Genomic DNA, 23,920 nt, shown 5'->3' with positions numbered 1-23,920 from the left:
TGGAAACCGCAATTGATGCCTCGGCGCTCCCGCCGGCGCTGACCCGCATGCCGACGGACGATTTCGGCGCAATCCGATTTGCAGGCTATGCCGCGCTCTTCGATACGCCCGATGCCGGCCGCGATGTCATACGCAGAGGGGCTTTTTCGCGCAGCCTTGCGCAACGCAGGCTGAGCGGCGAGGCCGTGCCGCTCCTGTGGCAGCACCGGCCCGACCAGCGTATCGGCTGGGTCGAGAGAATTACCGAGGACGAACGCGGTCTGCGGGTCGTGGCGCGGATCGACAATCCCGACAGCATGGCCGCGAAACTGCTTCGCAAAGGGTCCCTCTCCGGCCTGTCATTCGGCTATCGGACCGGCGCGTCATCGACGACCCGGCTCGACGATGGCGGTGAAGGACGCGAGTTGCAGGTCGTCGATCTTTTCGAGGTCAGCCTCGTGACCCGGCCCATGCAGCACGGCGCCCGTGTGCATTTCGTGACCTGACCGACCGCTGCGACCGCAGCCCGATTTTTCCCCATTCGCTTCGCCAAGCAAGCGATGCCCATGCCGCCCGCCCGCTTGCGAGCGGCACCCCGAACGGCCGCCCCCAAAGGCGGCCTTTTTCACGTGCGAAAGGTTATTTGCCCCATGGATATGGAATACAAGACGGAAAGCCTCGACGCTTCCTTCGACATCGTCGCCCGTCAGGACGCCGCCGACGACAAGATCAAGACGCTGCGCACCGATGTCGACGAGATCCGCAACAGGCTCGAAAAGGTGAGCCGGGCCGCAGCGCGCCCCGTGCTCGACGGCGGGCAGCCCGCCCGGACCGCAGAGGTCGAAGGGTTCGTGGACGGCTATCTGCGCAGCGGCCGTGAAACCGAGCTGAAGAGCATGTCGGGCATGGTGCCGGGCGATGGCGGTTATGCCGTGCCGCGCGAAATCGATGCCATGATCGCCCGCACGCTTTCCAATATCAGCCCGATCCGCCAGATCGCGCAGGTCGTGCAGACCGGCACGGCCGGCTATCGCAAGCTGATCACGGCGGGGGGCACCGCCTCCGGCTGGGTCAGCGAAACTGCGGCACGGCCCGAAACCTCGACGCCGGCGTTCCACGAAATCGCTCCGCCGACCGGCGAGCTTTTCGCCAACCCCGCGGCGAGCCAGGCCATGCTGGACGATGCCGGTTTCGATCTCGAAATGTGGCTCGCCGGAGAGATCGCGGCGGAGTTTGCACGGGCCGAGGGCAGCGCCTTCGTTTCGGGCACCGGTGTCGATCAGCCTTCGGGCTTTCTCAATTCGCCGCTGTCCACGCTCGACGATGCGGCGCGCGGCTTCGGCGCGTTGCAATATATCGGATCGGGTGACGATATCGGTTTCGATGCGGAACCCGAAGCACGGCTCATCGATCTCGTGCATACGCTCAAGGCCTCGCATCGCCAAGGTGCGAGCTGGGTCATGAATTCGTCCACGATGGCGGCGGTGCGCAAGCTGAAGACGACCGACGGCGCCTTCCTGTGGCAGCCCGGCATGGTCGAGGGCCAGCCGGACCGGCTGCTCGGCTATCCGATCGTGGAGGCGGAGGACATGCCCGATATCGCGGCCGGCGAATGCCCGATCGCGTTCGGCAATTTCCGCGCCGGATATCTGATCGCCGAACGCTCGGCGACCGCGATCCTGCGTGATCCGTTCACGCACAAGCCCTTCGTCCACTTTTACGCGACGAAGCGGATCGGCGGGCAGGTGCTCGATTCCGAAGCGATCAAGCTGCTTCGCATCGAGGCTTAATCCGGACCCTGTCGGAAGCTCTCGCTTCTGCCGGGATGCGTGTGTGTCCCCTTCGCGCATTCCGAACTGATGCGCCCGTGCCTTGGCCCGAACGCCAATGCACGGGCGCATTTTTTTGCCCCAACCGACACGAAAGGCTGCCCATCATGAAGCGCGCCATCATCGCGCCCGTGCCATTGCCGGCCTCGGCCCTTGCCGAACTGAAGCAATGGCTGGGCATCAACACCACGCGCGAGGATGCGCTGCTGACCGCCCTGCTCCACTCTGCGCTCGATATTTGCGAAAGTTATACCGGCTTGCGCCCGATCGAAGCCTATTGCGAAGAGATCTGGCCCACCCGGACAGAAACCGCGCCCGGACAGTGGCAGACATTGTCGACACGGCCGGTGCAGCGCATCGCATCCATCGAAACCGTTTCTCCGGACGGGGTTCGCGCCCTGCTTCCATCCGATTCCTGCGCCATGGAACTGGATGCCGACGGAACGGGACGGTTCCGTATCATCGACGCCCATGGCGCGCGCCGCGTGGCTGTGCATTTCACCGCCGGGATGGCCCCGGGATGGAACGCGCTGCCGGATGCGTTGCGCCAGGGTGTCCTGCGGCTTGCGGCGCATCACCATCGCGCCCGCGATACAGGCGACGGAACGCCCGCTCCGCCCATGGCGGTGACCGCTTTGTGGCACCCGTGGCGCCGGATGCGACTCATATGATCCGCGCCGACATCATCTTCGATACGGCGCGCCTTGTTTCGGCGGGCCTGAACCGGGCGCGTGTGCGCCGCAAGACTGGCCGCCGCGTGCCGCCAGAGGAACGCTGGCGCCGCGCTGACTGGCTGTGGCCGGACCTTGCCTTCCAAGATCGGGAGAGTTCCGATGGAAATTGAACTGCGCAGCGTGATGCTCAACGCCTTTGCCGAAAATCCGGTCCTGTCCAGCGAGCTGAACTCGATCACGGAGGAGGCGCCTGCTCGGGCGAGCCTTCCCTAGCTCGCCATCACGACGAGCGCCAGCACCGACTGGAGCCACAAGACCGGGCGCGGGCGCGAAATTCGCGTCGCGGTGGAATTGCAATGCCGCGGCGACGATCCCGCGACGGCGGCACTGCTCGTCCGCCGCATCGAAAAAGCGATCGAGGATATTTCGGAAGAGCAGGACGGCTTCACCATCGTGAGCGCGCATTTCCTCCGCGCCCGTACAGAGCAGCGCCGTCCCGCCGTCCGCGCCATTCTTTTCGAATATCGTTTCCGCCTTCTGGCGCACTGACCCTTTCCCAACGGAGAACACCCCATGACCGCACAAAAAGGCAGCGCATTCCTGCTGAAGATTCGCAATGCCGAAAGTCCGGGAAGCTATCGCACCGTCGCTGGCCTGCGCACGACGCAGATGTCGATCACCAGCGACGCAGTCGTCATCACTAGCAAGCTGTCGGGCGGATGGCGCGAATTACTTTCGGGTGCAGGCGTACGTCAGGTTTCCGTCAGCGCCGCCGGCATATTCCTGGGAAGCGAGGCAGAAAACGCCATGCGGGATCACGTTCTCGCCGGCACCATCGACGATTACGAACTGAGCTTCGAGGATGGCGCGCGCATGCAGGGCCGTTTTCTTGTACAGCGGCTTGATTACGCCGGGGATTTCAACGGCGAGCGCAATTATACCGTCTCGCTCGAAAGCAGCGGGCCTGTCGTCGCGGTGCCGGCATGATGCCCGGCGAAACGGCGAATGCCGCGCGCGGCGAGGCTACGATCGAGATTGCCGGTCGCAAGCGCCGCCTGCGCCCGAGCTTCAACGCTCTCGTCGCAGCCGAGGATGAGCTTGGCCCGCTGTTCGAACTCGTCGAACGTGCGGGCGATGGACGGCTGAAGCTGGCCGAGATGACGGCGCTGTTCTGGCACTGTATCGCCGATCGCGGCGATATCGGGCGCGAGGACGTCGGCGAGGCCATCGCCGCGCAGGGGCTTGCCGCAAGTGCCGGCCCGCTTCGCGCGATCCTCGCACAGATCCTCCAGGGCAGCGGATGAGTGGCGCGCGGGAGGGGACATTCGCCTCGGTCGCCGACCGGCTGTGTGGTCATTGCGCCATGTTGCTTGGCTGGCGACCGGCCGAATTCTGGGAAACGACGCCGGCCGAACTGGCCTGCATCCTGACCGCGATGCGCAGCCCCGAAACGGGCGCGGTAGAGCCGCTTGCACGCGATGAGATGCAACGGATGATGGAGCGCGATAATGGATGAAGAACTCGACACCATGCTGATCGACGTGCGGGCCAGCACGCAGGGTTTCGCCAGCGATATCGCCAAGATGCGCGCCGATTTCGATACCACGCTGACCGCGGGTTTCGACCGGGCGGGGAGCGTGCTCGAACGCAGCCTTCTCGGTGCGATCCGGACGGGCAATCTCGGATTCGAGGATCTGAAACGCACCGCGATGCGGGTTCTCGACGATATTGCCGGGCGTGCCCTGCGCACCGGTCTCGATCAGATTTCCGGCGGGGGCGGCGGCGGATTGCTCGGGATCGGAACGGGCCTTCTGGGCGCCGTGCTCGGCCTGCCGGGGCGGGCGACAGGGGGCAACGTGTCGCCCAACATGCCATATCTCGTGGGCGAGCGCGGTCCCGAACTGTTCGTACCGACCAGCGCAGGGCGGGTGGAAACCGGCACCGCCTCCGCGCCGGCACGCGATGTGCGCGTGTCCATCAATCTCGTGACCCCGCCCGGAAGCAGCTCCGCGCAAAGCCTGCAGCGCTCCAGCCGACAGGTGGCAAGCGCAGTGCGCCGGGCTTTGCTGACATAATGAAAGAAAGGGGGCCATCGTGGCTTATTGGCTCGCAAAGAACCGCAAGGGGCAGGAAACCGACTATATTCAGCGCTTCGATCCCCGTTTCTGGACGGTGAATTTTCCACGCCCGATGATGGCGGCGGTGACGACGACGGCTGTCGATGCCCTGCGCGTCGATTGCACCTTCTACCGGGCCGATGACCTCACCGGGCTGATCTGGGACAGCGTGGATACGATCGATCATCCGCTGACCGCCTATGCCACGAACCGGGATTACCGGCGGCTGAAGCTTTCGTTTCGCTGGCGCTCGACGGGGATCATGCCGCTGGACGCGATAAACGGGCCGACGCTGACGATCGAGGGGCGCGACGCTGGCGGCCAGGCTCGCGCCTGGTATGTGCGCCTCTGGAACTACGCGCAGGGCACGCCGCAGGACGCGCGCATCACGCTCGATTTTTCCGATCTCGCCGGGGGATTTCTGCTTCCGGCGGAGGCGGATCCGGTCCATTGCGCGGATATCGACCGGCTTTTCTTCTCGCTGGTTCCGCCCGGATACGATCCTGCGGGTGGGGATCTGCCGGGCGCGGTCGAAAGTTTTGTCGAGATCAGCGATATTACGGTGGATGGCGCAAACGCCGTTCTGGAAATCGGCGACGTGATGGTCCCGCCGCACGGCATCGGCATGTGCACCGCCTTCGACGATAGCGGCACCCAGACACCGGCGCGCCTGATCCGGAATATCCGGGCTCTCGGCTATCGCGGGGAAATCGTCCACTACATGGGAATGAGCCATTATTTCCGGCTCATCGCAGCAGGAGATGCGCAATATCGGGTGGATGATCAGGCTCCGGCTTTGAACAATGCCGCCGCCGCCTGGCATCTGGCTTTCTTCGCCGAATGTCGACGGACGGGATTCGAACCGATCGCGTCGCTGTCTTACGAATTGCTGGCCATGCATTGCCCGCCAGAGTGGCAGCAGCGCGACGCGGATGGCAATCCGGCTCAGACCGGCTGGGAGCCGCCCTCATCGCTTTTGTCACCGGCCAACGATGAGGCGATGAGCTATCTTCAGCGGGTCGGCCGCGCGGCTGCCGACCTGATGAAACGGGCCGGCGTTCCCGTGCGGTTTCAGATCGGCGAACCGTGGTGGTGGATGTTTTCGGACGGACGTATCTGTCTATATGACGATGCGGCGGTGGCTCGTTTCGGAGGGAATCCACCCCGCATCGACACGCTGACCGCTCCGCTGGACCAAGCCCAGAAACAGCTTCTCGACACGGCAGGTGCGCTGCTTTCTGCATCCACGAAAGCTTTGGGAGAGGCTGTACGCGACGAGGCGGGGGGCGCAGTCGATCTGCGGCTCTTGGCGTTCTTGCCGACCGTGCTGGACCCCGCGATGCCCGAGGCCCGGCGTGCGAATCTCCCCATCGGCTGGGCCTACCCGGCTTTCGACCGGCTCCAGCTCGAGGATTATGACTGGCTCACCGCCGGGCGTGCCAATCTGCGGGAAGAAGCATACGCCGAAACGGATGCAAGGCTTAAATATCCGAAATCCTTGCAAGATTACCTCTCGGGCTTCGTCCTCCTCGCACGCGATGCGTCGCGCATGTGGCCGCTCATCGACGAAGGGCTGGACGAGGCGGCCAAACGCGGCGTGCCCCGCCGCTTCGTATGGGCATCGCCGCAGGTCATGCGCGATGGTTACGTTCGCCTCGCGGGAAGCGGGCCTGATGATGACGAAGGGAAAGATGACATGAAAGCCTTCGACGATATTCCTTACCCTCTCGCACTTGGCAACGGCACAGCCGTGATGCCGGAATTTTCGACCAGCATCGTCGTGACCGCTTCGGGACACGAGCATCGCAATACCTTGTGGTCCGATGCGCGTCTGAAATTCGACGTGGGACCGGGCATTCGCTCGGAACACGAGCTTGGCGTCCTGCTGTCGTTCTTCCGGGCGCGGCGGGGTGCCGCGCGCGGATTTCGCCTGCGCGATCCCAACGACTTCAGCTCCATGGCAATGTCGGGTACGCCGACGCCGTATGACCAGCTTCTGGGTATCGGCGATGGCGTTCGCACGCGTTTCGAACTTGTGAAGCATTACGGCGTGGGAAGTGATGCTCAGATCCGCCGCATCACCCGACCGGAGCCGGGCACTGTCATGGTCAGCGTGGACGGAGTGGAAACCGATGCGTGGACGCTCGATCACCTCGGCGTCATACGCCTGGACAAGCCCGCACCGCGGAATGCCGATGTGCGCGCCGGCTTTCTCTTCGACGTTCCGGTCCGGTTCGCAGAGGACCGGATCGAGGTGAATAGCGCGGTCTTTGCAGCCGGTGAAGCGCCCAGCGTGCCGCTCATCGAATTGCGGGAGGCGGTATGACTCGTCACTGGTTTTCCGGCGAGCTGGAAACGGTCGCGAGCTACTGGCGTGTCTATCGTCGTGACGGGGTGACGCTTGGCTTCACCTCGCATGACCGGGATCTTCTCATCGACGATATTCGACACCGTAGCGCCCCCGGTATGGTGCCATCGGCAATCCGCATGACCGCGCAACTCGACCCGGACAGTGCCGAAGTTCAGGGCGCACTCGATCACCGGGCGATCACTGGCAGCGATCTCGTCGCTGGCCGTTACGATGATGCCAGGGTCGAAATCGGGATCGTCGATTGGGAAAATCTGCAACACGAAATCCTTTTTACCGGCATGATCGGACGGGTTGCGCGCGATGGGGAAGCATTCGAGGCCGAACTGACATCGAGCAAGGCCCGTTTGGCGATTGATCCCATCCCGCGGACAAGTCCGACGTGTCGGGCGCTTTTCTGCGGTCCTGGCTGCAATCTTTCGAGTGCGCGTCATAGCCACGAGACAAAAATCATCGCGGTCGATAGCAGCCAGAATTCCATTTCCATATCCGGCCAGATGACCGCCGCGGACTTTCTCGATGGCACACTGCGATGGCTGGATGGCGATGCGGCCGGCGTCGTTCATCGGGTCATCGCCGTCGATGGCGGCAGGCTTTTGCTCGACCCCGACATCCCGGAGGACATCGGCCCGGGGGCACGCGCACTTTTACGCGAAGGGTGCGATCATCGGCTCGAAACCTGCGCCGAAAGATTTGGCAACGCCATCAATTTTCGGGGCGAGCCATTTCTTCCAGGTAACGATCTGCTCACGCGCTATCCGGTCCCGGGATCGTGATCGGCGAACAGCTTGCGCATGCCGCGATGCAGTTTTTGGACGCCCCGTTTCGAATTCACGGCCGCGATCCGGCCACGGGACTCGATTGCATCGGGCTGCTCCACGCGTCGCTTTCGGCAGTCGGAAGGGCGCCGCAACTGCCCGTGGGCTACAGGCTGCGAAACGACGATATCGAATGCTATCTCGGCTATGCGGAGAAATGCGGACTATGGCCCGCGGATGGAGACACGCCGGGCGACGTCGTTCTGGCCTGGGTTCATCGCATGCAGCCCCACGTCGCGATCCGCGGCTTTGGCCCTGATTTCATTCACGCGCACGCAGGTTTGCGCAGGATCGTTGCCGGCCCGATCGATCCGGGGTGGCGCATAGCCCATCGTTGGCGCCTTTCCCGATAACGAAGGAGAACGAAAGATGGCTACATTGGTACTGACGGCCGTCGGCACGGCTCTTGGCGGTCCGCTGGGTGGGGCGCTTGGGGCATTGGCCGGACGGTCCGTCGATCAGGCGATCATCGGCACGCCTTCGCGGGAGGGGCCGCGGCTCAAGGACCTCTCGGTCACGATGTCGAGCTATGGCCAGCCGCTGTCCCGCATTTTCGGCACGGTGCGCACAGCTGGAACGATCATCTGGGCGACCGACCTCGTCGAACGCAAGGAAAGCACCGGCGGCGGTAAGGGACAACCGGGAGTTACGAGCTATTCCTACTCGGTGTCTCTCGCCATCGCCCTGTCGAGCGCGCCAATCGAAGCGGTCGGGCGGATCTGGGCCGATGGCAATCTGCTGCGCGGCAGCGCGGGCGACCTGAAAGTCGGCGGCGGCATGCGGCTCTATCGCGGATATGGCGATCAGCCGCTCGACCCGCTTATTGCGAGCGACAGGGGAAGCGGTCGTACGCCAGCCTTTCGCGACATTGCCTATGTCGTGTTCGAGGATCTCGATCTTTCCGAATTCGGAAACCGCATTCCCGCGCTTACATTCGAAGTCGTCGAACGTGGCGGCGACATCAGGCTGATTGACATGATCGGCGGTGCTTCGGGCGAGGTGAATGTGGAATTGCCGGGACTGCGTGGATTCAGTCACGAAGCGGGTTCCTACGCCGCACTTCTCGAGGAACTGTCGACTGCCTATCCCCTTGCCTGCGATACCCGCAATGAAACGCTCGCTCTCGTCGATGCGACACCCGATCATTCGCGAACGCCGGTTGTCCTGCCGCCGACCGCGATGGGCACCGACGACGATTTCGGGCGGCGGACCGGCATCTCGCGTCAGCGGGCGGCAAAGTCTGACCGCACGCAGATCGCTCTTCGCTATTATGACAAGGACCGCGACTACCAGCCAGGCCTCCAACGCAGTGGAGGCAGAGCGGTGGCCCAGGGGCCACAAACGATCGAATTTCCTGCCACGATGCATGCGAACGACGCACGACGGCTCGCCGACCGCATCGCGGCGCGAAGCGATGCGCGCCGCGAAACGATGGCCTATCGGATCGCAACGATACATCCTGATATTCGGCCAGGCGCGCATGTCATCGTGCCCGGTGAGCGAGGGCTCTGGCAGGTTCTGTCGTGGGAGTGGCGGGAAAGCGGCATCGAGCTGGAGCTCGAGGCCCTTCGCACGGTCGGTCAGATTGGAAACATGCCGACCGGCGCGACCGGACAGGGAAATCCGGCGGTCGACCGGATCGGTGGATCGACATCACTGGCTGTGTTCGAGCTTCCCTGGGATGGCATCGGGCCATCCGACGTACCGACGGGATACGCCGCGACATCGTCCGATGCGGCGGGGTGGACCGGCGCTGCACTTTATAAAAAAACGGGTGGCGGCGCGCTTGCATACGTTCGGCCGGCGCTGCGCAGCCGCGCGGTGATCGGGACGCTGACAACGCGGCTGCGGGCCGCCTCCCCCCACATCGTTGACCGGGATGGCGGCGTGGTCATCGAATTGCTGCCAAGCGACGAGGCACTTGTTGATTGTGACATGGCGTCGCTTGCCGACGGTGCCAATCGTGCCCGAATCGGATCGGAAATCGTCCAGTTCGCAAAAGCAACCGCCCTTGGCGATGGGCGCTGGCGGATCGAACAATTCCTCCGGGGACGCGGCGGCACCGAAGCCGAAATTGCCGGCCACGAACCGGGAACACAATTCGTGCTTCTGGATGAGCGGCTGACCCCGCTTCCGCCATCCGCAATCGACAACCCGGTGCCCGATGCGATCGTGGCGCTGGGCAATTCGGACCCGGAGCCGGTGGTCGCACCGTTTGAAAATGCGGGCCTGTCGCTGAGGCCGCTTGTCCCCGTTCATGGCCGCGCCGAAACATTGGCCGACGGCTCGATCTTGGTGAACTGGGTCCGCCGGGCGCGAGGCGGATGGCAATGGCTTAATCAGGTCGAAACACCCTTGAACGAGGCAAGCGAGGCTTACGAAATCTCGGCGCGAACAGCAGAGGGCGATACTCTTTTCTGGGAAACCAAGACATCCAGCCTTCTGATTTCACCGCTCGACGCCGAGCGGCTTGCGCCCCTCAGGACGATCGAAATTCGACAGCGCGGGCGCGTTTCGTTGTCGCTGCCTCTCGTGCTCGCATTGCCCGCAGCACCTTGAATTTGAAAGGAATATCCCATGACCGAACCGGTGACGTTCGACGAGAGCACCCCTCGTTTTGCCTTTCCCATGCTCTATGCCGCGCAGGCGCAAAAGGAATATTTCGTCAATGAAGCGCTTTCGCGTGTCGATGCCTTGATGCAATGCGTGGTGGAGGGGATTGCCTCCAGCGAACCGGCAACCCCGCAGAATGGGCAAAACTGGATTGTAGCCAATGCAGCGAGCGGAGCGTTTCAGGGACAGGACGGCAAGATCGCCTGTCGTCAGCAAGGGCAGTGGCTTTTCGCCGCGCCAAGCCCGGCCATGCTCGTATTTGACCGCACGCTTGGCAAGCAGCGCCGGTTCGACGGAGAATGGGTCTCTGCGCAGGAAGTCGAACTGCCTGGCGGCGGACCTATCGTCGACACCGAAGCCCGGGCCGCCATTGCCGCGCTTCGCGAAGCGATGGTCCGCGCGGGCATTCTGACAGGTGGGCAAGAAATTGTATCCTGACGGGAACGAAGCGCCAGATCGTTGGTTTTGCCCGATAACGTGAGGGTAGAATTTAAGCCTATTGTCGAAGTGACCGCCCTGAGAACTTGGTGATGCGCAAATGCAACGCATTACAATTCTTCGGCGCTTGCGTGCGTTTATAATGGACGATAGAAGCTGCATCGTGGCCTCTATCAATAGTTTGGATAATAAGGGGAAACGCTTATGCGTAAACTCGTAATAGGCATGGCAATGGCCTCGACAGTCATCGCCTCGCCGGCTTTTGCCCGCGACAATGCATGGTATGTCGAACTGAATGCCGGTCCGATGATTGTCGAAGACATGGACTTCGACATTGGTGCCGTTGATAACGCGGCAAGTGCCGATTTCGAATATGGCGGTGATTTCGGTGGCGCGGTCGGTTACGACTTCGGCATGTTCCGTCTCGAAGCGGAAGGCGCCTACAAGAAGGCCGACATTGACGAGCTGGAATCGAATTCCTCGATCCCGAGCTTTGGCAACGACGATTTCGTGAATGGCGTTTTTGACGCCAACGGTTCGGTTGACGTGCTTTCGTTCATGCTGAACGGCATGGTCGATTTCGGCGATGACGATGGCCTTCAAGGCTTCGTCGGCGGCGGTGCTGGCGTTGGTCGTCTGGATGTGGACGGCACGGTCAACAGCAACGGCCCCGGCTTCCTCGACGATTCCGACACGCGTTTCGCATGGCAGGCAATCGCCGGTGTGCGTGCCGCTCTGACCGAAACGATCGACGTCGGCCTGAAGTATCGTTATTTCAATCTCGACGGCGCCGATTTCATCGACAGCGTTGGTCGCGACACGTCGGGTGATTTCACCTCGCACTCGCTGCTTGGCACGCTGACCTTCAACTTCGGCATGGCGCCGCCGCCGGCTCCGGTCGCACCGCCGCCCCCGCCGCCCCCGCCGCCCCCGCCGCCGCCGCCCCCGCCGCCGCCGGCTCCGGTCGCGGAATGCAACACCGGCCCCTATATCGTGTTCTTCGATTGGGATTCGGCCGAGGTTACGCCGGAAGCAGCGACCATTCTCGACAGCGCGATCAATGCCTATGGCAATTGCAACCGCGTTCCGATCATGCTGGCTGGCTACACCGACCGTTCGGGTACGGTGCAGTACAACCAGGGTCTGTCGGAGCGTCGTAACCAGTCGGTTCGCTCGTACCTCACGGCGCGCAGCATTCCGGGTACCGCTATCACTAGCCAGGCGTTTGGTGAGGCCAACCCGCGTGTTCCGACTGCGGACGGTGTCCGTGAACTTCAGAACCGCCGGGTGGAAATCACCTACGGTCCGGGTTCGGGCATGTAAGCAGCCGATCACCATCGGTAAAAGAAAGGGGCCGGAGAAATCCGGCCCCTTTTTCGTTTTTCTAGTCAGGATAATCGAGAGGGTCTTCAGCTCCTATCTTTCGAAATCCATCTCTCCGCAAACGACAACTGTCGCATAGCCCACACGGCCTGCCATCGGAACGCGGGTCATAACACGACCAGCTCAACGCCGGGTCGAGCCCAAGGCGCAATGCCTCCGCTGCGATCTCGTCCTTTCCCAAGTGCTGAAGGGGCGCCTGGATGCGAAAACGGCTCCCCTCTGCCCCCGCCTTTGTCGCGAGATTGGCGATATCTTCAAAAGCGGAGATAAATTCCGGTCGACAATCGGGATATCCGGAATAATCCAGAGCATTCACCCCGATAAAAATGTCCTCCGCTCCGATCGTTTCCGCCCAAGCAAGGGTAAGCGACAAGAACACAAGGTTTCGGGCCGGCACATAGGTCACGGGGATCGTATCGCCCAGACCGTCCTTTGGCACCGCAATGTCATCGGTAAGCGCAGAGCCTCCGAAAACACTCAGATCCAATGGCAGGATACAATGGCGGGTGGCGCCCAGGGTCTGAGCGATCCGGGCTGCACTTTGCAGTTCCCGCCTGTGCCTCTGATTATAATCTATTGTGAGAGCATTGATGGCATAGCCAAGCTCTTTCGCGATGCCTGCCGACACCATGGAATCGAGCCCGCCTGACAGCAGGACGACCGCCGGTTTATAACTTCCGTTGTTTTCAATCATTCCAAATCGCTACCGTTCGACACCATGCCATGCAAGCAGGGGCGTCAAACTTCGATCCGGAATACCTTCGAACAAAACGCACAGTCGACGTGAACCAGACCATCATCGGCGCGCATTTCGACCCGTTCTTCTTGCGGAAAGCGCGAAAGCACGTCGATGTAATGTTCGGCCGTGCATCGACATCCACGCACCAGTGCAGGCATGGGCTCGATGGGTATCTCGCTCTCTTCGTGGAACAGACGCCACAAGATTTGCTCGATCGTCAGCGACGGATCGACCAGTTCGGAATGCCGAACGCTCCCACCCATGACGGCGATATGTTCCCAGTCCGGGTGGTCCATCTTCACGTGGAGCCGCTCGCGGCCTTCTTCGCCCTGCGGCAAATGCTGAATCAGCAATCCACCGGCGATACAATGCGTGCCATCGAAACGGACCGCCACGCGCATGATCGTCGGGACTTGCTCCGACTGTCTGAAATAACTCTCGCACGCTTGAGCAAGATCGGCCCCGTCCAGCGGCACGATACCTTGATACCGCTGCTTCTTTTCTGCCAGATCGAACGTCATCGCCAGATGCGCATCCTCACCGAAAAGATCGCGGAGAGCCATATTCGAACCATGCGCCGCCAGGCTTTCCGCGTCGTATTTGACGTAGCCGCGCACGGCCCCATCGCGGTAATCGCATACCAGCAGGTCGATCAGTCCCGAAGCCGACTGTGCCTGCATGGTTAGCTGACCGCCTTCCCCTTTCAGAAGCGACCCCATGAGAGCGGTCAGAATCAGGGCTTCTGCAAGAAGATGACGAATCGGCGGCGGGTAATCGTGCGCCGAAAGGATGGTGTCGAGAACCGGCCCCATCCGGACGCAACGCCCGCGAGCGTCCCGATCGGGAATCGAAAACGCGACGAGCGAATCGAAAACGGATCCCGGCATTTCGATTTCAGTCACAACCGCCCCAACGCCCACAGCAGGATCGACTTTTGTGCGTGAAGCCTGTTTTCTGCCTCGTCCCACACCCAGGACCGCTCGCTTTCGAAGACGTCCTGCGTCACCTCGTCGCCGACATGAGCTGGCAGACAGTGCAGGAATCCTGCATCAGTCTTTGCGCATCCCATGAGTTCCGCATTGACCTGATAGGGCTGCATCGCCGCAATCTTTTCATCGGCCATCGCCTGCCCCATGGATACCCAGGTATCCGTGACGAGAATATCTGCATCCCGAGCTGCGACGCGCGCGTCGGTCACGACATCGATACGCGCACCCTTTTCCCTGGCGAAGGCGAGGAATTCAGCGGACGGGGCGAACCCATCAGGAACGGCGCACCGCACATTAAAGCGCATAAGGCCCGCTGCTTCTAGGATCGAGTGCAGCACGTTATTGCCGTCACCAAACCAGGCTAGCTCCAATCCTTTCAGCGGCTTTCCATGCTCAACGATGGTCAGCAGATCCGCGACGATCTGACACGGGTGCGAACGATCGGTGAGGCCGTTGATCACCGGAACGGTCGCGTGGCGCGCCATTTCCTCGACCTTTGCATGATCGTCGGTGCGGATCATGATCGCATCGACCATCCGCGACAGCACGCGCGCCGTATCGGCGATACTCTCGCCGCGTCCCAGCTGCATGCTTCCTGCTTCCATGATCAACGACGTGCCGCCCAATTGGCGCATCGCCATATCGAAGGAGACACGCGTCCGGGTCGAGTTCTTCTCGAAAATCATGGCGAGCGTGTGCCCGGCCAAGGGTGCATCGGCATCGGGGCGCCCCTTTGCCCAACCGGTCCGGTCGGATTTCCTCGACTTCGCCTCGTCGATCATGCGCGTTATCGCGTCTGATCCTGCGTCGGACAGATCCAGAAAATGCCGAACGCTCACGGCTTGTAATCCGAAGCGCCAGCAGACAGCTTATCCATGAATTCATCGATATGCGTGTCTTCGATGACCAGCGGAGGCAGGATCCGGACGACGTTTTCACCCGCCGCCACGGTGAGCAGTCCATGATGGTCGCGCAGATGCGCGACGAACGGCCGGCTTTCGACGGTCATCCGCACGCCGAGCATGAGGCCGAGACCACGCACTTCGCAGAACAGTTCGGGGTAATTGCCGATGAACTGCTCCAGCCTGCCACGCAGCTTCTGTCCCATCTCGCTAACGTGGGCAAGAAATGCATCGTCGGTGACGACATCCATCACCGCGCTTCCCGCCGCCATGGCGAGCGGATTGCCGCCGTAGGTGCTCCCGTGCGTACCGAAGACCATGCCCCGCGCTGCCTTCTCGGTCGCGAGACAGGCGCCGAGCGGGAAACCACCGCCAATGCCCTTTGCCGTGGCAAGGATATCTGGCTCGATGCCGAATTGCTCGTAGGCATACATCGATCCCGTCCGCGCGACGCCGCACTGCACCTCGTCGAGGATGAGCATCAGATCATTCGCATCCGCAATATCCCGAAGCCCCTTCAGGAACGCATGATCGGCGACGCGGATACCGCCCTCCCCCTGCACCGGCTCGACGAGGAAACCCGCCGTATGCGGCCCGACCGCCGCCTTCGCAGCGTCGAGATCGTTGAATTCGACGTAGCGGAAGCCGGGCAGAAGCGGCTGAAACCCCTTGTGCATCTTTTCCTGATTCGATGCGCTGATCGTGGCCATCGTCCGCCCGTGGAATGCCATGTCGAAGGTGATGATCTCGAACTTTTCGGCGGAACCTTCCGACTGGTGATAGGCACGTGCCGTCTTCATGGCCGTTTCGACCGCCTCGGCACCGGAATTGGTAAAGAATACCGTGTCCGCAAAGGTCGCGTCGACCAGCTGCTTGGCGAGGCGTTCCCCCTGCGGGCTGCCATACAGGTTGGACACGTGCATCAAGGTATCGGCCTGCTTCTGTATCGCGCCGATCAGTCCGGGATGGGAGTGGCCGAGCAGGTTCACCGCGATCCCGCTGGCAAAATCCAGGAAGCGCCGTCCATCCTCCGAAACCAGATGGCAATTGTCACCACGCACCGGACGCACGTCGCAGCGCGGATAGACGGGCATCAACGGGGTGATCGACATGACATGGCTTCCTTGTATGATATTGCTGGCTTGTATTCCGATGCCGGACCCGCACCGAGTCCGACAATTTCAGAAACGACAAATGGCGACACCTGCCGGTGCCGCCATCTGCAACTCTCTAGATTGTCGCAAGCGCGGGGTCAAACCCTGCACGCAAGCGCTTTCAATCAACCCTGCACGGGGACCAGATTGACGGCCGAATGCTTGCCCCGGCGGTCAACTTCAAGGTCAAATTCCACCCGGTCGCCTTCGTTCAGCTCGCGAAGACCCGACCGTTCCACCGCGCTGATGTGCACGAACGCATCCGCCGCGCCATCGTCGCGGGTGATGAAGCCGAAGCCCTTCATCGAATTGAAGAACTTGACCGTGCCCGTCGCCTTTTCACCGGTCAGCTCGCGCTGCGGCGCTTCGCGCTTGGCCGGACCGCCCGCGCTCGGCGGGACAATGTCGCCGACGACCTGAATGTCGGCGGCCGAAACCTTGCCGCCGCGATCGACGAGATTGAATTCCAGTTCCTGCCCTTCGCCCAGGCCTTCAAGGCCGGCACGTTCGACCGCGCTGATGTGAATGAACACATCTTCGCCGCCATCATCGCGCTGGATGAAGCCAAAGCCTTTTTGCGAGTTGAAGAATTTCACCGTGCCGCGGCCCGTGCCGACCACCTGTGCCGGCATGCGACCGCCGCCGCCACCAGCACCGCCGCCGCGGAAACCGCCACCGCCGCCGCCGCCGGGGCCGCCGCGGTCGCTGCCGAACCCGCCGCGGTCATTGCCAAAGCCGCCGCGATCACCATAGCCGCGATCTTGGCCGAAACCGCTCCCGCGATCATGACCAAAGCCGCCGCGGTCTCCCCCGAAACCGCCGCCCTGCGAGAACGGGTCGTAGCTGTCTTCGCCAAAACCTTCGCGCTTGTCGCGACCCCTGCCGCGCCGACCTTTATCAAAACCCATAAACCGAAAACATTCCCAAATCGCGCCCTAAGCCTATCATCCCATGGCGAGCGGACGGGGCACGCCATGCGATCGGACCCCGCATCGTTGATGAAGGATTCCCACTGACATTCTTTTTCATAAATCATTTTGGAACCAATAGCGAATGATTTGCGCATGACATCGGCAATCCTCGTGCAGCGCGGCGCCGGCAGGCGAAATTTTCGATGCGCGCGTGCCATCGCCGCCTTGCGCAAACCGTCGCATCTTGGCAGGGGCAAGCGGTGGATATCCTTTCGCTTCTCTCCGATCCGTCTGCCTGGGCGGCCCTGCTGACGCTGATCGTGCTCGAGGTCGTGCTCGGCATCGACAACCTCGTTTTCATCGCGATCCTGTCGAACAAGCTGCCGGCCGAGCAACAGCAGAAGGCCCGCCGCATCGGTCTCATTCTCGCGCTGGTCATGCGAATCGGTCTGCTCATGCTCATCGGCTGGCTGGTGACTTTGCAAACCCCGCTTTTCGATCTCGGCCTTCGCGGCGCGCCCGGCCCGCATGGACAGCCGACATTCGAAACTGCGTTTTCGGGCCGCGACCTCATCCTCTTGGCGGGCGGGCTGTTTCTCCTCTGGAAAGCGACCAAGGAAATTCACCACAGCATGGAGCCCGAGGACAATTCGGGGGACCTGCTCGATAAAACGAAGGGCGCGGCCGAGCTTACGTTCACCGCCGCCATCGTTCAGATCATCGCGCTCGATGTGGTGTTTTCCATCGATTCGATCCTGACCGCGGTCGGCATGACCGATGAAATTCCGATCATGGTGACGGCCGTGGTCATCACCGTCGGCATCATGCTCGTGGCGGCGGACCCGCTTGCGCGCTTTATCGAGAACAATCCGACACTCGTCATGCTCGCCTTGTCCTTCCTCGTGATGATCGGGCTGGTGCTCATCGCCGATGGTTTCGGGTTTCACGTGCCGAAGGGCTACATCTATGCGGCGATGGGTTTTTCCGTCGCGGTCGAGGTGCTGAACATGGCCCAGCGTAATCGCCGCCTCAAGAACAGCGCCGCCAAACAGGAAATCGCATGACCCAGTTTCGCAAGATCGACGACCGTTTTTACGCAAGCCCGCAGATTTCGGCAGACGACATCGCCGCAGCCGCCAAGCTTGGCATTACCGCCATCGTCAACAACCGCCCCGAGGGGGAGGATGCGGATCAGCCCGAAGGCGAAACCATCGCCGCCGAGGCCCGCGCCGCCGGGCTGAACTATGTCGCGATCCCCGTCACCCATGCCGGTATCGGACAGGGACAGGTGGATGCCATGCTCGCCGCCGTGGAGGATGCCGACGGGCCGGTGCTGGCCTATTGCCGGTCGGGCACGCGTTCGACGATGCTGTGGGCGCTTGCCGCCGCGAAACGGGGCGATCCGCCGGCGGTGATCGCATCGAAGGCCGCGCAGGCCGGATATGACGTGTCGCCCATCCGTCAGATGATCGACATGCTGTCGGCCGGCCGGGCGGAAAGCTGACCGCCTTGATCTAAAGGGCGTTGTTGCCCGTCTCGTTCGTGCGGATCCGAACCGCCTCGGCGAGATCGAAGACGAAGATCTTGCCGTCGCCAATTGCCTGCGTGCTGGCGACGGACTGTATCGTCTCGACCGCCCGCTCGCCGAGCATGTCGTCGGTCGCGATCTCCAGCTTGACCTTCGGCACCATGTTGACCGCATATTCGGCGCCGCGATAGATTTCGGTCTGGCCCTTTTGCCGGCCGAAGCCCTTCACCTCGCTCACGGTCATGCCCGCAATGCCAAGGTCGGCAAGCGCGGACCGCACCTCTTCCAGCTTGTGCGGCTTTATGATGGCGATGATATATTTCATAGTCTGCGCCTTTTGCCTGGCCTTGAATGCGGGACACCGGTTCTGACGGCGCGGCGCCAATATCGCAACCCCTGCATGATATGCGAAAAAAGAGGCCGGAAGCGTGATGCTTCCGGCCCGAGTTGCGTTCGCAGGAGGAACGCGTGGAGGCGGAGAGGGGTGAGGAGAGGAGAAAGCCCCGCCCCGCCAAGAAAGATGTCAACGCGCCTCAGCGATTGACGAACTCCGGATAGGCATCGACACCCACCTCGACACGGTCGAGGCCGAGCATCTCTTCCTCTTCGGTCGGGCGCAGGCCGATGGTGAATTTGAGCGCGAACCAGACGATGGCGCTGGCGATCGAGACGAACACGCCGGTGGCGAGAACGCCGATGAGCTGCGCCATGAACGGCACGTCGCCATTGGTGAGCGGAACGATCAGCGTGCCCCAGATGCCCGCACAAAGGTGGACGGGAATGGCGCCGACGACATCGTCGATCTTCAGTTTGTCGAGCAGCGGAACCACCGCCACCACGAGCGCGCCGCCGATGGCACCGATGAAGAGCGCGGCTGGCACGCTCGGCGTGAGCGGCTCGGCGGTGATCGACACCAGACCGGCCAGCGCACCGTTGAGCGCCATGGTCACATCGACCTTCTTGTAAAGGATCTGCGTGAGGACGATCGCGGTCACCACCCCGGCGCAGGCCGACATGTTGGTGTTCACGAAGATTTTCGACACGTCGGACACGTCGCCGACCGTTCCCATGGCGAGCTGCGATGCGCCGTTGAACCCGAACCAGCCAAGCCAAAGGATGAAGGTGCCGAGCGTCGCCAGCGGAATGTTGGTGCCAGGGAAGACCATGACCTTGCCATCGGCGCCATATCGGCCAAGCCGCGCGCCTAGGATCAACGCCCCGGTCAGTGCCGCCCAGCCCCCGGTGGAGTGCACCAGCGTCGAGCCGGCGAAATCGGAGAAGCCCATCTGGTCAAGGAAGCCTGCACCCCATTCCCAGCTCACGACGGTGGGATAGATGATGCCGGTCAGGATCACGGTAAACAGCAGGAACGGCCACAGCTTGATCCGTTCGGCCAGCGTGCCCGAAACGATCGACGCGGTCGTGGCGCAGAACACCATCTGGAAAAACCAGTCGGACGCGACGGAATAGCCCGTCTCGACATCGGCCTCACCCACACCCTGCATCGGGTAGATGATCCCCGAAAGACCGAAATAGCCGTTGAAATCGCCCGGATAGGCGATGTTGTAGCCGATGAACCAGAACATGATCCCGGCAATCGCATAGAGCGCGATATTCTTGAGGCACTGCATCGACACGTTCTTCGTGCGGACGAGGCCGGCTTCGAGCATGGCGAAACCCGCCGCCATCCACATGACGAGGAAGCCGCCGATCAGGAACAGCAAGGTGTTGAGGATATAGGCGGTGCCCCCGCCCACGGCGACGGCTTCGACCGCCTCGGCGCTGCCCTGCTGGGCAAAGGCGGCGAGCGGCGCGGCCACGGCGGCCGCAGCGATCCCGGCTGCGCCCAGTTTTGCATAGATGCGATACATGTTCGAAACCCCCTGTTTCAAAGCGCGGTGTCGCCGGATTCGCCCGTGCGGATGCGCGTGGCGGCGGCAAGGTCGAGGACGAAGAGTTTGCCATCGCCGATGGAATCGGTGCTTGCGACCTGTTGAATCGTTTCGACGATCTGCGGCGCGAGCGAGTCGGCGGCCGCAATTTCCAGCTTCACCTTGGGAAGCATGTTGGTCGAATATTCCGCACCGCGGTAAATTTCGGTCTGCCCTTTCTGACGACCGAACCCCTTCACCTCCGACACGGTCATGCCGGCGACGCCGATGCCGCTCAGCGCCTCACGCACCTCGTCCAGCTTGAACGGCTTGATGATGGCAATGATGAATTTCACGCCTATCCCCCTCGATTGCTCGACCGGCCCGTCGCCGGCTCCCCAGCACATAGCAAGGCGCGTGCCAGTAACGGACTCGGCCGCGAAAACAGGGTGTTGCGTAAAATGGCGGTAAAGGAATGGTTAAATCCGGCGCCTCTCATTTGGGCAAGGCGCATCGCCTGCCCATTTTTTGGGCATTCATAGCCGTCAACCGTCGCAGTGCAGCCGCGCCCACACGGGCAGATGATCGGATGCGCGCGAGGCGAGCGCGGAGTGATGCACCCCCGTGTCCACGCAATCCCATTCGGACGATGCGATGATTCGGTCGAGGCGGGCAAGCGGGCGGCGCGCAGGAAAGCTGCGCCCGCTGTCGAGCACGGTCCAGTCGCCGTCGAACACGCGGAATACCCCGCCGCGCCCGGCCCATTCATTGGTGTCGCCCATCAACACGGTCGGGCATTCCTCGCACCCGCCGAGATGGCTGAGCACGGCCTCCGCCTGATGCCTCCGGCGCAGGCCCGACAGGTCGAGATGCATGCCCACCACCCGAACGCGCTGCCCGTCGATCACGGCATCGAGCCGGATCGCGCCGCGCGGCTCCAGCGTGGGCAGGGCGATCGTGGCCGCCTCGATCACCTCCACGCCTTTCCGAACGAGAAAGCCATTGCCGTGCCACCCCATCGACAGCGGCCGGGTATCGAGCGGGACGGCGCGATAGGGCGAATCCTCCACCCGCGCGCGCGGCAGAACGCTTTCGCGCGTCCCGAAACGCCGGTCGCATTCCTGGAGCGCGATGATGTCCGCGTCGATCTCGTGCAGCACCGCCAGAATGCGATCCGGATCGCGGCGCCGGTCCAGCCCGACCGCCTTGTGGATATTGTAGCTGGCGAATTTCAACTGCACGGCTGGCCTAACGCTCCTTCGTAGCGGAAAAGGTCAGATCGGGATTGCGTTCCTGCTGATAGCCGACATCCCACGCCGACTTTGCCATGAACACGAAATCACCGTCGCGGTCCTTCGCCAGATTGGCGCGGTTGTATTTCTCGAACTCGTCGAGCGCCTTTTCATCGCCCCGGATCCAGCGCGCGGTATCGAACGGCGCCGGCTCCAGCATCGCCTCCACCTTGTATTCCGCCTCCAGCCGGGACACGAGCACCTCGAGCTGCAATTGCCCGACCACGCCGATGATCCATTGCCCGCCAAGCTCGGGGTAGAACACCTGGATCACGCCTTCCTCCGAAAGGTCATCGAGCGCCTTTCGCAATTGCTTCGTCTTGGTCGGATCCTTCAGGATCACGCGGCGCAGGATTTCGGGCGCAAAATTGGGCAGGCCGGTAAAACGGATGTCGTTCTTCTCCGACAGCGTATCGCCCACGCGCAACGTGCCGTGATTGGGGATGCCGATGATGTCGCCCGGAAAGGCGGCATCGGCAATCTCGCGATCCTGCGCGAAAAACATGATGGGCGAATGCACGGCGATCGGCTTGCCAAGCCCGCTCGGCGTCAGTTTCATGCCGCGCTTGAACGTGCCCGACACCATCCGCATGAACGCGATGCGGTCGCGGTGCTGCGGGTCCATGTTCGCCTGTACCTTGAAGATGAAGCCCGAAACCTCGTCGCGGGTCGGGGCCACCTCGCCCGCCTCGGTCGGCTGGGGCCGGGGCGGCGGGGCAAACGCGCTGATCGCCTCGATCAGTTCGGTCACGCCGAAATTCTTGAGCGCCGACCCGAAATAGACCGGCGTCAGGTCGCCGCCGCGATAGGCGTCGATATCGAATTCGGGGTAGCCGATCTGCGCAAGCTCGGCCTGCTCTGCGAATTCCTCGGGCATTTCGGGATCGGCGTCCCGCTTGCCGAGAAATTCCTTCGACGGCCCTTCGGGACGCGCGGCTTTCCCGCTCGCGAAATCGAGCACGCCTTCGAACCGGCCGCCGGTGCCGATGGGCCAGCTCATCGGACACACGTCGAGCGCGAGCATGTCGGCCACTTCATCGAGCAGTTCGAACGGTTCGCGCCCTTCGCGGTCCACCTTGTTGACGAAGGTGATGATCGGCACCGAGCGAAGCCGGCACACCTCGAACAGCTTGCGGGTCTGCGGCTCGATGCCTTTCGCGGCGTCGATCACCATGATGGCGGAATCGACGGCGGTCAGCGTGCGATAGGTGTCCTCGGAAAAATCCTCGTGCCCCGGCGTGTCGAGCAGGTTGAAGGTGATGACGTTGCCATCGGCATCCGTCCGCTCGAACGTCATGACCGAGCTTGTGACCGAGATGCCGCGCTGCTGCTCGATCTTCATCCAGTCGGACCGGGCACGCCGCGCCTGCCCGCGCGCCTTGACCTCGCCGGCCAGGTGGATTGCGCCGCCGGTAAGCAGCAGCTTCTCGGTCAGCGTGGTCTTGCCCGCGTCGGGGTGGGAGATGATGGCGAATGTGCGCCGCTGCGGAATGGCTGTCATGCCCCGCGCTTTAGGGGCGCGGGCGCATGGTAGCAATATCGCGTATCGCCGTCGCGGAGTTCAGCCCTCGTCGCGGGCGACGTTGAAGCCGTTGAAGCTCTGCGTAACCGGCATCAGTTCGAGCCGGTTGATGTTGAGATGCGGCGGCAGCTGCGCCACCCAGAGCATCGTTTCGGCAATATCGCCGCCCGTCATCGGGTCCGCCCCGCGATAGAACGCATCGGCCGCCTCCCGGTCGCCGCCATTGCGCACGAAGGTGAACTCGGTATCCACCATGCCCGGCTCGATATTGGTGACGCGCACGCCGGTGCCGTGCAGATCGGCGCGCAGGCCGAGCGAGAATTGCGTCACGAACGCCTTCGTCCCGCCATACACGTTGCCGCCCGGATAGGGGTATGTGCCCGCCACGCTCGACAGGTTGATGATCGCGCCCTTGCGTTCGATCAGCAGCGGCAGCAGTCGGTGCGTCAACCCGACCAGCGCGGTCACGTTGGTCTCGATCATCGTGTGCCAGTCGGACAGGTTCGCCTCGACCGCCGGCCCCGAACCCAGCGCCAGCCCGGCATTGTTGATGAGCAGATCGATCCCGGCGAACCGTTCGGGCAGACCGCCGATTGCCGCATCGCGCGCCGCCGCATCGCGAATGTCGAAGGCCAGCGGCAGGACCGCCTCGCCCAGATCCTGCGCCAGCGCGTCGAGCCGCTCCTGCCGCCGCCCGGTCGCGATGACCTGCCAGCCTGCGCCTGCAAACGCGCGGGCCGCAGCCTCGCCGATACCCGCCGTCGCGCCCGTGATCAGAACCGTTCTTGCCATC

General features: G+C 62.7%; 28 protein-coding genes. 17 read left to right on the top strand and 11 right to left on the bottom strand.

The genetic code is table 11. From position 1 onward, the window contains the following. Positions 1-47: 47 nt before the first annotated feature. The 15 genes from Q0897_RS13045 (at position 48) to Q0897_RS12975 (ending at position 12,159) form a co-directional block, all read left to right on the top strand. Positions 48-485, top strand: coding sequence for an HK97 family phage prohead protease (locus Q0897_RS13045; RefSeq protein ID WP_299309920.1), 438 nt, complete (start codon positions 48-50; stop codon positions 483-485). Between the two features lie 144 nt (positions 486-629). Beyond that, positions 630-1,769 (top strand): phage major capsid protein, encoded by a 1,140-nt coding sequence (locus Q0897_RS13040; RefSeq protein ID WP_299309878.1) that lies wholly within the window; start codon positions 630-632, stop codon positions 1,767-1,769. A gap of 146 nt (positions 1,770-1,915) precedes the next feature. Beyond that, positions 1,916-2,479 carry a head-tail connector protein gene (locus tag Q0897_RS13035; RefSeq protein ID WP_299309877.1) on the top strand — a complete coding sequence of 188 codons (564 nt, stop codon included), beginning with the start codon at positions 1,916-1,918 and terminating at the stop codon, positions 2,477-2,479. Continuing rightward, on the top strand, positions 2,476-2,652 hold the full coding sequence (locus Q0897_RS13030) for a hypothetical protein (protein WP_202086262.1): 177 nt from the start codon (positions 2,476-2,478) through the stop codon (positions 2,650-2,652). Before Q0897_RS13035 ends, Q0897_RS13030 begins: the two co-directional genes overlap by 4 nt. 109 nt (positions 2,653-2,761) lie before the next feature. Next, positions 2,762-3,031 carry a hypothetical protein gene (locus Q0897_RS13025; protein ID WP_299309919.1) on the top strand — a complete coding sequence of 90 codons (270 nt, stop codon included), beginning with the start codon at positions 2,762-2,764 and terminating at the stop codon, positions 3,029-3,031. Between the two features lie 24 nt (positions 3,032-3,055). Continuing rightward, positions 3,056-3,469: a phage tail protein gene (locus Q0897_RS13020; RefSeq protein ID WP_202086266.1), complete on the top strand. Its 414-nt coding sequence runs from the start codon at positions 3,056-3,058 to the stop codon at positions 3,467-3,469. Continuing rightward, the gene (locus Q0897_RS13015) at positions 3,466-3,786 is read left to right on the top strand and encodes a gene transfer agent family protein (protein WP_299309876.1); all 321 of its coding nucleotides are present in this window, start codon (positions 3,466-3,468) and stop codon (positions 3,784-3,786) included. The genes Q0897_RS13020 and Q0897_RS13015 overlap by 4 nt, the downstream gene beginning before the upstream one ends. Continuing rightward, on the top strand, positions 3,783-3,998 hold the full coding sequence (locus Q0897_RS13010) for a phage tail assembly chaperone (RefSeq protein ID WP_299309875.1): 216 nt from the start codon (positions 3,783-3,785) through the stop codon (positions 3,996-3,998). Before Q0897_RS13015 ends, Q0897_RS13010 begins: the two co-directional genes overlap by 4 nt. Next, positions 3,991-4,557 carry a tail tape measure protein gene (locus tag Q0897_RS13005; protein WP_299309874.1) on the top strand — a complete coding sequence of 189 codons (567 nt, stop codon included), beginning with the start codon at positions 3,991-3,993 and terminating at the stop codon, positions 4,555-4,557. The genes Q0897_RS13010 and Q0897_RS13005 overlap by 8 nt, the downstream gene beginning before the upstream one ends. A gap of 19 nt (positions 4,558-4,576) precedes the next feature. After that, positions 4,577-6,925 (top strand): DUF2460 domain-containing protein, encoded by a 2,349-nt coding sequence (locus Q0897_RS13000; RefSeq protein WP_299309873.1) that lies wholly within the window; start codon positions 4,577-4,579, stop codon positions 6,923-6,925. Beyond that, positions 6,922-7,743 (top strand): DUF2163 domain-containing protein, encoded by an 822-nt coding sequence (locus Q0897_RS12995; RefSeq protein WP_299309872.1) that lies wholly within the window; start codon positions 6,922-6,924, stop codon positions 7,741-7,743. Before Q0897_RS13000 ends, Q0897_RS12995 begins: the two co-directional genes overlap by 4 nt. Beyond that, a complete protein-coding gene (locus Q0897_RS12990; protein ID WP_299309871.1) occupies positions 7,740-8,138 on the top strand; it encodes a hypothetical protein in 399 nt (132 codons plus the stop codon). The genes Q0897_RS12995 and Q0897_RS12990 overlap by 4 nt, the downstream gene beginning before the upstream one ends. A 16-nt stretch (positions 8,139-8,154) precedes the next feature. After that, entirely contained in the window at positions 8,155-10,344 is a 2,190-nt protein-coding gene (locus Q0897_RS12985; RefSeq protein ID WP_299309870.1) for a phage tail protein, read from the top strand. A gap of 18 nt (positions 10,345-10,362) precedes the next feature. Next, entirely contained in the window at positions 10,363-10,836 is a 474-nt protein-coding gene (locus Q0897_RS12980; RefSeq protein ID WP_299309869.1) for a DUF2793 domain-containing protein, read from the top strand. Between the two features lie 204 nt (positions 10,837-11,040). Beyond that, a complete protein-coding gene (locus tag Q0897_RS12975; RefSeq protein WP_299309868.1) occupies positions 11,041-12,159 on the top strand; it encodes an OmpA family protein in 1,119 nt (372 codons plus the stop codon). 61 nt (positions 12,160-12,220) lie between these two features. Here Q0897_RS12975 and queC read toward each other — a convergent pair whose 3' ends face one another. From queC to Q0897_RS12950, 5 genes are all read right to left on the bottom strand, one after another. After that, positions 12,221-12,913: a 7-cyano-7-deazaguanine synthase QueC gene (gene queC / locus Q0897_RS12970; RefSeq protein ID WP_299309867.1), complete on the bottom strand. Its 693-nt coding sequence runs from the start codon at positions 12,911-12,913 to the stop codon at positions 12,221-12,223. Between the two features lie 44 nt (positions 12,914-12,957). Next, a complete protein-coding gene (locus tag Q0897_RS12965) occupies positions 12,958-13,845 on the bottom strand; it encodes an Hsp33 family molecular chaperone HslO (RefSeq protein WP_299309918.1) in 888 nt (295 codons plus the stop codon). An 11-nt stretch (positions 13,846-13,856) separates the two neighbouring features. Continuing rightward, on the bottom strand, positions 13,857-14,786 hold the full coding sequence (argF, locus tag Q0897_RS12960) for an ornithine carbamoyltransferase (protein ID WP_299309866.1): 930 nt from the start codon (positions 14,784-14,786) through the stop codon (positions 13,857-13,859). Beyond that, on the bottom strand, positions 14,783-15,961 hold the full coding sequence (locus Q0897_RS12955; protein ID WP_299309865.1) for an aspartate aminotransferase family protein: 1,179 nt from the start codon (positions 15,959-15,961) through the stop codon (positions 14,783-14,785). The genes argF and Q0897_RS12955 overlap by 4 nt, the downstream gene beginning before the upstream one ends. Before the next feature lie 167 nt (positions 15,962-16,128). Next, positions 16,129-16,911, bottom strand: a complete 783-nt coding sequence (locus tag Q0897_RS12950; RefSeq protein WP_299309864.1) for a cold-shock protein — start codon at positions 16,909-16,911, stop codon at positions 16,129-16,131. Positions 16,912-17,174: 263 nt separating this feature from the next. Between Q0897_RS12950 and Q0897_RS12945 the strand changes: the two genes are divergently transcribed. Further along, positions 17,175-17,978 (top strand): TerC family protein, encoded by an 804-nt coding sequence (locus Q0897_RS12945; protein ID WP_299309863.1) that lies wholly within the window; start codon positions 17,175-17,177, stop codon positions 17,976-17,978. Then, on the top strand, positions 17,975-18,418 hold the full coding sequence (locus Q0897_RS12940; protein ID WP_299309862.1) for a TIGR01244 family sulfur transferase: 444 nt from the start codon (positions 17,975-17,977) through the stop codon (positions 18,416-18,418). The genes Q0897_RS12945 and Q0897_RS12940 overlap by 4 nt, the downstream gene beginning before the upstream one ends. A 10-nt stretch (positions 18,419-18,428) precedes the next feature. Here Q0897_RS12940 and Q0897_RS12935 read toward each other — a convergent pair whose 3' ends face one another. The 6 genes from Q0897_RS12935 to Q0897_RS12910 form a co-directional block, all read right to left on the bottom strand. Then, on the bottom strand, positions 18,429-18,767 hold the full coding sequence (locus Q0897_RS12935) for a P-II family nitrogen regulator (RefSeq protein ID WP_299309861.1): 339 nt from the start codon (positions 18,765-18,767) through the stop codon (positions 18,429-18,431). 208 nt (positions 18,768-18,975) lie between these two features. Continuing rightward, a complete protein-coding gene (locus Q0897_RS12930) occupies positions 18,976-20,313 on the bottom strand; it encodes an ammonium transporter (RefSeq protein ID WP_299309860.1) in 1,338 nt (445 codons plus the stop codon). Positions 20,314-20,330: 17 nt separating this feature from the next. Further along, positions 20,331-20,669 carry a P-II family nitrogen regulator gene (locus Q0897_RS12925; RefSeq protein ID WP_202086306.1) on the bottom strand — a complete coding sequence of 113 codons (339 nt, stop codon included), beginning with the start codon at positions 20,667-20,669 and terminating at the stop codon, positions 20,331-20,333. Positions 20,670-20,858: 189 nt separating this feature from the next. Further along, positions 20,859-21,554, bottom strand: a complete 696-nt coding sequence (locus Q0897_RS12920) for an endonuclease/exonuclease/phosphatase family protein (RefSeq protein WP_299309859.1) — start codon at positions 21,552-21,554, stop codon at positions 20,859-20,861. Between the two features lie 7 nt (positions 21,555-21,561). After that, positions 21,562-23,106, bottom strand: a complete 1,545-nt coding sequence (locus Q0897_RS12915) for a peptide chain release factor 3 (RefSeq protein WP_299309858.1) — start codon at positions 23,104-23,106, stop codon at positions 21,562-21,564. 60 nt (positions 23,107-23,166) lie between these two features. Then, positions 23,167-23,919 (bottom strand): SDR family NAD(P)-dependent oxidoreductase, encoded by a 753-nt coding sequence (locus Q0897_RS12910; protein ID WP_299309857.1) that lies wholly within the window; start codon positions 23,917-23,919, stop codon positions 23,167-23,169. Position 23,920 lies beyond the last annotated feature (1 nt).

Source organism: uncultured Croceicoccus sp., assembly GCF_947496385.1.
GTDB lineage: Bacteria > Pseudomonadota > Alphaproteobacteria > Sphingomonadales > Sphingomonadaceae > Croceicoccus.
The sequence above is the reverse complement of the archived record's forward strand: the minus strand, read 5'-3'. Positions and strand labels throughout refer to the sequence as shown.

Bases quoted from the DNA above. Each gene is read 5' to 3' on its own strand.
- Q0897_RS13045 (WP_299309920.1), top strand. From the start codon at position 48: ATGCCGACGGACGATTTCGGCGCAATCCGATTTGCAGGCTATGCCGCG.
- Q0897_RS13040 (WP_299309878.1), top strand. From the start codon at position 630: ATGGATATGGAATACAAGACGGAAAGCCTCGACGCTTCCTTCGACATC.
- Q0897_RS13035 (WP_299309877.1), top strand. From the start codon at position 1,916: ATGAAGCGCGCCATCATCGCGCCCGTGCCATTGCCGGCCTCGGCCCTT.
- Q0897_RS13030 (WP_202086262.1), top strand. From the start codon at position 2,476: ATGATCCGCGCCGACATCATCTTCGATACGGCGCGCCTTGTTTCGGCG.
- Q0897_RS13020 (WP_202086266.1), top strand. From the start codon at position 3,056: ATGACCGCACAAAAAGGCAGCGCATTCCTGCTGAAGATTCGCAATGCC.
- Q0897_RS13015 (WP_299309876.1), top strand. From the start codon at position 3,466: ATGATGCCCGGCGAAACGGCGAATGCCGCGCGCGGCGAGGCTACGATC.
- Q0897_RS13010 (WP_299309875.1), top strand. From the start codon at position 3,783: ATGAGTGGCGCGCGGGAGGGGACATTCGCCTCGGTCGCCGACCGGCTG.
- Q0897_RS13005 (WP_299309874.1), top strand. From the start codon at position 3,991: ATGGATGAAGAACTCGACACCATGCTGATCGACGTGCGGGCCAGCACG.
- Q0897_RS12995 (WP_299309872.1), top strand. From the start codon at position 6,922: ATGACTCGTCACTGGTTTTCCGGCGAGCTGGAAACGGTCGCGAGCTAC.
- Q0897_RS12985 (WP_299309870.1), top strand. From the start codon at position 8,155: ATGGCTACATTGGTACTGACGGCCGTCGGCACGGCTCTTGGCGGTCCG.
- Q0897_RS12980 (WP_299309869.1), top strand. From the start codon at position 10,363: ATGACCGAACCGGTGACGTTCGACGAGAGCACCCCTCGTTTTGCCTTT.
- Q0897_RS12975 (WP_299309868.1), top strand. From the start codon at position 11,041: ATGCGTAAACTCGTAATAGGCATGGCAATGGCCTCGACAGTCATCGCC.
- queC (WP_299309867.1), bottom strand. From the start codon at position 12,913: ATGATTGAAAACAACGGAAGTTATAAACCGGCGGTCGTCCTGCTGTCA.
- Q0897_RS12965 (WP_299309918.1), bottom strand. From the start codon at position 13,845: ATGCCGGGATCCGTTTTCGATTCGCTCGTCGCGTTTTCGATTCCCGAT.
- Q0897_RS12955 (WP_299309865.1), bottom strand. From the start codon at position 15,961: ATGTCGATCACCCCGTTGATGCCCGTCTATCCGCGCTGCGACGTGCGT.
- Q0897_RS12950 (WP_299309864.1), bottom strand. From the start codon at position 16,911: ATGGGTTTTGATAAAGGTCGGCGCGGCAGGGGTCGCGACAAGCGCGAA.
- Q0897_RS12940 (WP_299309862.1), top strand. From the start codon at position 17,975: ATGACCCAGTTTCGCAAGATCGACGACCGTTTTTACGCAAGCCCGCAG.
- Q0897_RS12935 (WP_299309861.1), bottom strand. From the start codon at position 18,767: ATGAAATATATCATCGCCATCATAAAGCCGCACAAGCTGGAAGAGGTG.
- Q0897_RS12930 (WP_299309860.1), bottom strand. From the start codon at position 20,313: ATGTATCGCATCTATGCAAAACTGGGCGCAGCCGGGATCGCTGCGGCC.
- Q0897_RS12915 (WP_299309858.1), bottom strand. From the start codon at position 23,106: ATGACAGCCATTCCGCAGCGGCGCACATTCGCCATCATCTCCCACCCC.
- Q0897_RS12910 (WP_299309857.1), bottom strand. From the start codon at position 23,919: ATGGCAAGAACGGTTCTGATCACGGGCGCGACGGCGGGTATCGGCGAG.